This is a genomic window from Streptomyces sp. 13-12-16 (assembly GCF_002114215.1).
Classification (GTDB): domain Bacteria; phylum Actinomycetota; class Actinomycetes; order Streptomycetales; family Streptomycetaceae; genus Streptomyces.
Genome location: NZ_NCTE01000529.1, coordinates 1 through 8,503, shown reverse-complemented (window position 1 = coordinate 8,503; position 8,503 = coordinate 1). Strand labels below are relative to the sequence as shown.

Sequence of the window (8,503 nt, the reverse complement as noted above, 5' to 3'; positions counted from 1 at the left end):
CCCCGGCGACATCGGCGGCCGGTGCGCGCGGGTACGGCGCCAGGTGGTCGACCGGGTGCGCGCCCTGGCGGGGATGCACGTACCGGAGGTCGTCGTCCTGGTCGAACGGCTGCACCTGACGGCCGCTCCGGAAGCGACCCGGGGGAGGACGTGATGAGCGGACCCGAGGGCACGGTCCTGGAGAAGGACCCGCCGCCCGCGCAGGTGCCCGGCGGCTCCGGCGGGCACCGGCGCTTCTGGTCGGCCCGCCGGGTCCCCGCGGGCCTGGTCGCGCTGCTGGCCCTGGTGGTCACGGGCGCGTTCCTGTACGACGTCGTCGCGGTGCGGGCCCACCGCGCCGCGCTGGGCTGGCGCCGGGAACTGGCCCGGCAGCTCGCCGAACGGCACCTGGACGACATCTGGGTGCTGACCGGCGCCGGGGCCGCCACCGCCCTCGGACTCTGGCTGCTGCTGCTCGCCCTGACACCCGGCCTGCGCGCCCTGCTGCCGATGCGCCCCGTGGATCCCGACGTCCGCGCGGCACTGCACCGGGACGCCGCCGCGACGGTGCTGCGGGACCGGGCCCTGGAGGTGGCCGGCGTACGGTCGGTGCGGGTCAGGGTGAAACGCACCCGCGCGGACGTCCGCGCGGTGTCGCACTTCCGTGAACTGGAAGACGTACGGACCGACTTGACCGCGACGCTCGACGACGCCGTGGCGGGCCTCGGCCTGGCCCGGCCGCCCTCGCTGTCGCTGCGGGTACGGCGGCCCGGCCGGAAGGGGCGGTAGGCATGCTCAAGGGCGTCAACCGGGTGCTGCTCGGGATCGCGGGGTTGGCACTGCTCGTCCTCGGCGGGTCCGTGCTGGCGATCGGGCTGGGGGCGCCGGCGCCCTCCTGGTGGCCGCACGACGGGCGGCACGACGTGCTGCTGGACGAGGCCGAGCGGACCCGGTGGCGGGACGACGGCTGGTGGTGGCCGGTCGTCATCGCCGTTCTCGCCGTCCTGGTGCTGCTCTCCCTGTGGTGGCTGCTCGCGGTGCTGCGCCGGCGGCGACCGGCCGAGGTGCTGCTCGACACCGGCGACGACGAGGGCGCGTCACTGCGCGGAAGGGCCCTGGAACAGGCCATCGCCGAGGAGGCGAGCCACCTGGACGGCGTAGACCGGGCCCACGTCCTCCTCACCGGCCACAGAAACACCCCCGGAACCCGCGTACTCCTCCACCTGCACCCCCACATCGACCCGGCGACCGCCCTGCGAGCCCTGGCGAAGGGCCCCCTCACCCACGCCCGGGCCTCCACGGGTCACCCCACCCTCCCCACGGAGGCCCGCCTGCAAGCCGTGAAACACCACCCGGAACGAGTCACCTGACGACACCCTGCGAGCAGCCGCCTGCCCCGCGATCCGCGAGCAGCCGCCTGCCGCCGAAATCCGCGGGCAGTCGTGCCTCCCCCAGCGCCTGAAGGGCCTGGGAGGCGCCCCCAGGGCGATGGGGGTCCCCCCGCTCGAGCGGAGCCGAGAGTGGGGGAGGGTGGGCGGTGGGGGTACCTCCCGCTCATGGGGGTCCCCCCGCTCGAGCGGAGCCGAGAGTGGGGGAGAAGCCGAGAGTGGGGGAGGCACCCCGCAAGTGCCGGGCAGCACAACCCCACCCCCGCCCCGCACCACCACAGCGCACCCACCAACAGGCGCGTCAGAACCCGTGCCGGAAACCCCCGTCCACCGGCACCATCACCCCCGACAGATAGGAAGCCGCCGGCGACAACAAGAACGCGGCCGTACGGCCGAATTCCCCCGGCGTCCCGTACCGCCGCAACGGAATCCGGGACTCCGCAGCCCGCCGCGTAGCCTCCGGGTCCGCCGACAACGAGTCCAGCTCCCGCACCCGGTCCGTGTCGATACGCCCCGGCAGCAGCCCCACCACCCGAATGCCCCGCGGCCCCAACTCGTCCGCCAGCGACTTCGCGAACCCGGCCAGCCCCGGCCGCAGCCCGTTGGAAATGGTCAGCCCGGGAATCGGTTCGTGCACCGACCCCGACAGCACGAACCCGATGACACCCCCCTCACCCAGCTCCGCCGCGGCCGCCCGCGCCATCCGCACCGCGCCCAGGAACACCGACTCGAACGCCGCCCGCCACTGCTCGTCGGTGGTGTCGGCGACGAACCCCGGCGGCGGCCCGCCCACGCTGACGAGGACGCCGTCGAAGCGCCCGAACCGCTCCCGCGCGGTGGCGATCAGCCGCTCGGGCGCCTCGGGGTCGGCGTTGTCGACGGCCACCCCGACCGCGTCCGGCCCCAGCGCGGACGCCGCCTCGGCGACGGACTTCTCCTCCCGCCCCGTGACGACCACCTTCGCGCCGTCGGCGACGAGCTCCCGCGCGGAGGCGTTGCCCAGCCCGCGGGTCGCCCCGGTGACGACGTACACCCGGTCCTTCAGTCCAAGATCCATGGCCCTATCCTGCCCCCTCGTCCCCGAACAGGGCGAGAGCGGTGTTCACCAGGCCGATGTGGCTGAACGCCTGCGGGAAGTTGCCCAGCAGCCGCCCGCTCACCGGGTCGTACTCCTCCGCCAGCAGACCCACGTCGTTGGCGAGCCCCATCAGCCGCTCGAACAGCGCGCGGGCCTCCTTCGTCCGGCCGGTCATGTGCAGGGCGTCCGCGAGCCAGAACGAACAGACCAGGAAGGTGCCCTCCCCGCCGGGCAGTCCGTCGACGGCCGTCGCGTCCGGCGTGTAGCGGCGCACGAACCCGTCCTGCCCCAGCTCCGCGCGGACCGCCTCGATGGTGCCGAGCACCCTGGGGTCGTCGGGTGGCAGGAAACCCACCCGGGGGATCAGCAGCAGCGCGGCGTCGAGTTCGCGCGAACCGTACGACTGCGTGAACGTGTTCCGCGCGGGGTCGTAGCCCTTCTCGCACACCTCCCGGTGCACCTCGTCGCGCAGCTCCCGCCAGCCGTCCGGGTCGCCCTCGAGATCCGGGAACTCCTCCATGGCGCGCACCGCGCGGTCGGCGGCCACCCACACCATCACCTTGGAGTGCACGAAGTGGCGCCGGCCGCTCCGCACCTCCCACAGCCCCTCGTCCGGCTGCCGCCACGCCGTGCGCAGGAACTTCAACAGCACCGACTGCAACGCCCACACGTCCGGATGCGCGGACAGCCCCGAACGCCGGGCCAGCGCCAGGGAGTCCACGACCTCTCCGTACACGTCGAGCTGGAGCTGGTTCACCGCGTCGTTGCCGACCCGTACCGGTGCGGCGCCGCCGAAGCCGGACAGCCACGGCAGTTCGAACTCCGGCAGCCGCCGCTCGCCCGCGAGCCCGTACATGATCTGAAGGTCCGCCGGATCGCCCGCGACCGCGCGGAGCAGCCAGTTGCGCCAGGCCTCCGCCTCCTCCTGGTACCCGGCGGCCAGCAGCGCCTTCAGGGTCAGCGTGGAATCGCGCAGCCAGCAGAAGCGGTAGTCCCAGTTGCGCACCCCGCCCGGCTCCTCCGGCAGCGAGGTGGTGGGCGCGGCGACGATGCCGCCGGTGGGGCGGTAGGTGAGCGCCTTGAGGGTGATCAGCGACCGGACGACCGCGTCCCGGTGCGGGCCGTCGTAACGGCACTGTGCCGCCCAGGCGCGCCAGTCCTTCACGCTGTGCCGCAGCGAGGAGTACGGGTCGACCAGCGGGGGCCGCGGCTCGTGGGAGGGGTGCCAGGTGAGCACGAACGCGACCCGCTCGCCCTCCCGCACCGTGAACTCCGAGACGGTGCACCGGTCCTCGCCCCAGGTGTCCACCTCCGGGACGCTGCGCAGCCACGCCGAGTCCGGCCCGGCCACCGCCACCCGGTGGCCGTCCGCCCGGCGCACCCACGGCACGACCGAGCCGTAGTCGAAGCGCAGCCGCAGCGTGCTGCGCACGGTCACCTCACCTCGTACGCCCTGCACGATCCGCACCAGGTCCGGTGCGCGGTGGCGCTGCGGCATCAGGTCGGTGACCAGCACCGACCCCTCGGGTGTCTCCCACTCGGTGTCCAGGACGAGGGTGTCCTCGCGGTAGGAGCGGCGGGCGCACCGGTCCGCGCCGGCGGGGGCGATGCGCCAGTGCCCGTTGTCCTCGTCCCCGAGCAGCCGCGCGAAGCAGGCCGCCGAGTCGAAGCGGGGCAGGCAGAGCCAGTCGACCGAGCCGTCCGCGCCCACCAGGGCAGCGGTCTGTTCGTCGCCGATGAGCGCGTAGTCCTCGATACGGTGCACGGGGTGCGGGTTCCCGGCAGTCGGGGACGGCAATCAGGGGCGGATCCGGGGGAGTGACGGACCGTCGGCCGCCGCCGCGCCGTGGCCGGAGAAGATGACACCGGGGTCCGAGGGGGCCTGGTTGAGCACCCACAGGCCGATCAGTGTGGCCAGCGCGAAGACGACGGCGACGAGCACGGCGAGGACGAGCCGCCGCCGGCGTTCGCGGCGCAGCCACTCGCCGCGCGCGGTGCGGTAGGCGTCGGGGTCGGGCAGCACCCCGCCGGCCAGGGCCTGGAGGGCGTCGCGCAGTTCCCGTTCGGTGCGTTCCGCGCCCGGCGGGCGGGGGTGGCCGGTGCCACGCGACGGGGTCGCATCTCGATGCGTCATCGCCGGGCCTCCATCGCCTGGGTCAGCGCGGAGATGCCGCGCGAGGTGTGCGTCTTGACGGAACCACGGGAGATGCCCATCGCGTCGGCTATCTCGCTCTCCTTCAGCCCGAGCCAGTGGCGCAGCACCAGCGCCTCGCGCTGCCGGGCCGGAAGGTGCTGGAGCGCGTCGATCAGCACCCGCTGGTCGTCGCGGAGCAGCGCGGTGTTCTCGGCGGAGGCCACGGTCTCGTCCGGCGGGGCCGCCGCACGCTCCTCGGGCCGGCGGGCGACCTGGAGGTGGCCCGTGCGTGTCCGGGTCAGGTCGCAGACGGTGGAGCGCAGGGACGCCTCCGCCGCGGCCACGTCCTTCAGCCGCCGCCACTTGCGGTAGATCTGGTAGTAGGCCTCGGCCACCACGTTCTCCGGGTCGTCCGCGCCGAGCAGCACGGCGAGCCGCAGCATCGAGGAGTAGTGCAGCTCGAAGAGGCGGGCGACACCGGCCTCGCGCTCCACGTCGTCCGGGTCGGTGACGGCGGGCCCGAGCGGTCCCGGCACCGCCGCGGGGGCCGGGACCGGCGCGGGGGCCGGTGACAGGGTGGTCCGGGGGTGCTGTCTGCGTCTCACGGGTTGTCCGCTCCCGTCTGTGGACGTCGCCCGGCCATCAGGCGGGACGGCAGGTCGGTGGCGTCGGCGCCGCGCGGGACGCCGAGGCGGGCGAGGGCGGCGGTGCCGGCCACCGCGACGATCAGGTTGAGCAGCAGGGCGGCGACCCCGGCGTAGATCTCCAGCGGTCCGGTACCGGTGCCGAGCGGCACGATCGAGGAGAACCCCTCGCGCACCACCAGATACGTCCCGGCCACCATGCCCACGGCCCACCCGGCGAGCAGCGCCCGCGGATGCAGCCACCGCGTGTACAGGCCGACCGCCACCGCCGGGAAGATCTGCAGGATCCACACCCCGCCGAGCAGCTGGAGGTTGATGGCGTCCTGGTCGCGCAGCCCGAACACGAACGCCACCGCCCCGAGCTTCGCGGTCAGCGACACCGCCTTGGCGACCCGCACCTGCCGCTTCGGCGTGGCCGTCGGATGGACGTACTCGACGTACACGTTCCGTACGAAGCCGGTCGCCGCCGCGATCGACATCACCGCCGCCGGCACCAGCGCGCCCACCACGATCGAACCGAACACCAGTCCGGCCAGCGGCCCCGGCATCAGCCGGTCGACCAGCATCGGCACCGCCGCCTCGGCGCTGCCCTCGGGGGCCCGCACCCCGGCCGCCAGGGCCGCGATGCCGAGGAACCCGAAGAGCGCCAGCAGCGCCGTCCAGGCGGGCAGCCCCGCCGACACCTTGCGCAGGGTGCGCGTCCCGTCGGCGGCGAACCCGGCGGTGAGCACGTGCGGGTACATCAGCAGGGCCAGCGCGGAGCCGAGCGCGAGCGTGGCGTACGCGGGCTGCTGCCCCGGCGTCAGCAGCAGCGGGGAGTGGGCCGTGTCCGTGCCACCGAGTGCGCGCGCCGCCCCGTCGAAGACCGCGCCGGGCCCGCCGAAGCGCCGCAGCACCAGCCAGCAGACGGCGGTGAGCGAGACGAACACCGCCACCGCCTTCAACGCCGAGATCACCGCGGGCGCCCGCAGCCCGTGCCGGTAGGTGGCCACCGCCAGCCCCGCGAACACCGCCACCATCACCAGGTCCCCGGTCACCCCGTGCGGATACAGTCCGCCCGCGGTGAGCACCGCGCGGATGCCGAGGAGTTGCAGCGCCAGGTACGGCATCGTCGCCAGGATCCCGGTCAGCGCGACCACCAGGGCCAGCGGCGGCGACCCGTACCGGCCGCGCACGAAGTCGGCGGCGGTGACGTAGCCGTGCCGCCGGGCCACGTTCCACAACCGGCTCAGCAGCACGAACGCGAGCGGGCAGACGATCACCGTGTACGGCACCGCGAAGAAGGCGGGTGCCCCGTTGCCGTACGCCAGACCCGGTACGGCGGTGAAGGTGTACGCCGTGTAGACCGTCCCGCCGAGCAGCAGCCAGGTCCAGCCGGCGCCGAGGCTCCGGTCGGCCAGCGCCCAGCCCTCCAGCGAGGGCAGCCGCTCGCTCGGCCGCAGCCGCCGCGCGGTGACGGCGAGCAGCGACGCCCCGCCGATCACGGCGAGGAACGTCGCGGTCATGGCGCCATCGGCCATGAATCACCGTCCTTGGTGTGCTGTGCCCCGGGGGAGAGCCGCGCGCACGGCCCGTCCGGTGCGCCGCGTCACTCTCGCACAGACCGGCCCGAGCCGGGAGAGGAGCGCAGGCCACGGCACGGACCGGTCATTCCCGGCTACGGCGCGTGTCCCCGGCGGGGCCCGCTACACCGCCGCCGGTTCCGTCTCCTGGGCGTCCGCCGCCCCGGCCGCCGTACGGGACCGCTCCCGGGCCTCGCGGCGGGCCAGTACGAACCAGCCGACCGGCACGGCCGCCGCGAACAGCCACCACTGGACGGCGTACGCGTAGTTCAGCGCGGAGTTCTCCTTGCCGGGGTCCCCGAGCCGCTCCGGGGTGCCGTCCTTGGGCTCGGGCGCCGTCTGCGCCACGTAGCCGCCGAGCACCCGGGCACCCAGGCGCTCCGCCTCCTGCTCGCTGTTGATCAGCATGATCTGCCGGTCCGGCAGACCCTCGAGGTTCTTGATGCCGCTCGCCTCGGTCGTCTCGTCCGGCATCAGCCGGCCCTTGATCGTGACCTCGCCGCGCGGCGGCGCGGGAACCTCGGGGAACTCGGTCCGGCCCGCCTCCGCGGGGATCCAGCCCCGGTTGACCAGCAGGACCTTGCCGTCGTCGAGGACGAAGGGGGTCAGGACGTGGAAGCCGACCCGGTCGTCGGCGTTGGTACGCCGGCGGACGACGACCTCGTCATCGGTGTCGAAGCGCCCCTCGGCGGTCACGGTGCGGTACCGCTCGGCGCGCGTCACGGCGTCCCCCGGCGCGGCCAGCCGCTCCACCGGCACCGGATCGGCGGCCAGCGCGTCGGCGACCAGCCGGTTGCGGGCGTCGCGCTCCCCGTAGCGGTCCATCTGCCAGAAGCCCAGCCAGATCATCGTGGGGATGAGGAGCAGGGCGACCAGTGTGATGACCACCCATTGGCGGGACAACAGAAAGCGATACACCCCACGACCGTACATCTCGGTCGCGGGGTGCATGGAGGCGGGTGCGTCCTCACACCTTGTCGACGATCCCCGCCTTTCCCTCCGCGCGGGCGCAGTGGGCGCCGCAGAACCAGTGACCGTCGGCCTCGACGCCCTGGCCGATGATCTGCACCCTGCAGTGCTCGCAGATCGGGGCCATGCGGTGGATCGCACAGGAGAAGCAGTCGAAGACGTGCACCGCGCCCTGCGCGTGCACCTCGAAGGTCATTCCGTAACTGTTGCCGCAGACTTCGCATGTCGCCATGGGCCACAGGGTGGGCCGTCGGCCCGGTGCGGGCGAGCGGGCGGCGGGCGAGTCGCCCGCCAATCACCCGTCCGTACGGTCGTGCCCGGCGCCCCGGTCAGCCTTCCGGCGCGGCTTCGACGTCCCCGAGGAGCTGGCCGAACGCGGCCTCGTCGACGACCGGGGTGCCGTACTGCCGGGCCTTGACCACCTTGGACGTGCCCGAGTCCGGGTCGTTGGTGACGAGGAGGCTGGTGAGCCGGGACAGGCTGCCGGCGACATGCAGGCCCGCCTCCGTCGCGCGGTCCTCCAGCAGCTCCCGCTCGACCGAGGTGTCCCCGGAGAACGCCACCCGCATCCCCTGCTTGAGCCGCCCGCCCGGCTCGTACCGCCCCGGGTTGGGGTACGGGCACGCGGGCCGCTTGCGGGACGGGCGCCAGCCGGCCGGCCGGTAGCCGCCGGGGCCCGCCTGCTGCCCGCTGCGGGGACGGTCCGTCCACTCGGTCAGCGGCAGGCACTCGTGCAGCGGCAGCCGTAC

General features: G+C 74.2%; 10 protein-coding genes. 2 read left to right on the top strand and 8 right to left on the bottom strand.

The genetic code is table 11. From position 1 onward, the window contains the following. Positions 1–153: 153 nt before the first annotated feature. Complete coding sequence (locus B7767_RS21405; RefSeq protein ID WP_085573626.1) at positions 154–768, top strand: DUF6286 domain-containing protein; 615 nt, start codon at positions 154–156, stop codon at positions 766–768. A gap of 2 nt (positions 769–770) precedes the next feature. Next, positions 771–1,349: an alkaline shock response membrane anchor protein AmaP gene (gene amaP, locus B7767_RS21400; RefSeq protein WP_085573625.1), complete on the top strand. Its 579-nt coding sequence runs from the start codon at positions 771–773 to the stop codon at positions 1,347–1,349. 319 nt (positions 1,350–1,668) lie between these two features. Here amaP and B7767_RS21395 read toward each other — a convergent pair whose 3' ends face one another. The 8 genes from B7767_RS21395 to B7767_RS21360 form a co-directional block, all read right to left on the bottom strand. Further along, positions 1,669–2,424, bottom strand: a complete 756-nt coding sequence (locus B7767_RS21395) for an SDR family oxidoreductase (RefSeq protein ID WP_085573624.1) — start codon at positions 2,422–2,424, stop codon at positions 1,669–1,671. A 4-nt stretch (positions 2,425–2,428) separates the two neighbouring features. Then, positions 2,429–4,210, bottom strand: a complete 1,782-nt coding sequence (locus B7767_RS21390; protein ID WP_085573623.1) for a glycoside hydrolase family 15 protein — start codon at positions 4,208–4,210, stop codon at positions 2,429–2,431. A gap of 33 nt (positions 4,211–4,243) precedes the next feature. Further along, positions 4,244–4,579 (bottom strand): hypothetical protein, encoded by a 336-nt coding sequence (locus B7767_RS21385; protein ID WP_085573622.1) that lies wholly within the window; start codon positions 4,577–4,579, stop codon positions 4,244–4,246. Then, a complete protein-coding gene (locus tag B7767_RS21380) occupies positions 4,576–5,184 on the bottom strand; it encodes a sigma-70 family RNA polymerase sigma factor (RefSeq protein WP_085573621.1) in 609 nt (202 codons plus the stop codon). Before B7767_RS21380 ends, B7767_RS21385 begins: the two co-directional genes overlap by 4 nt. Next, the gene (locus B7767_RS21375; RefSeq protein ID WP_085573620.1) at positions 5,181–6,743 is read right to left on the bottom strand and encodes a sodium:solute symporter; all 1,563 of its coding nucleotides are present in this window, start codon (positions 6,741–6,743) and stop codon (positions 5,181–5,183) included. Before B7767_RS21375 ends, B7767_RS21380 begins: the two co-directional genes overlap by 4 nt. Before the next feature lie 165 nt (positions 6,744–6,908). Beyond that, positions 6,909–7,703, bottom strand: coding sequence for an SURF1 family protein (locus tag B7767_RS21370; protein WP_306297979.1), 795 nt, complete (start codon positions 7,701–7,703; stop codon positions 6,909–6,911). A 49-nt stretch (positions 7,704–7,752) separates the two neighbouring features. Continuing rightward, the gene (locus tag B7767_RS21365) at positions 7,753–7,986 is read right to left on the bottom strand and encodes a hypothetical protein (protein WP_073937448.1); all 234 of its coding nucleotides are present in this window, start codon (positions 7,984–7,986) and stop codon (positions 7,753–7,755) included. Between the two features lie 97 nt (positions 7,987–8,083). Continuing rightward, positions 8,084–8,503, bottom strand: a 420-nt coding sequence (locus tag B7767_RS21360) for a BRCT domain-containing protein (RefSeq protein WP_306297978.1), incomplete at its 5' end; no start/stop codon positions are given.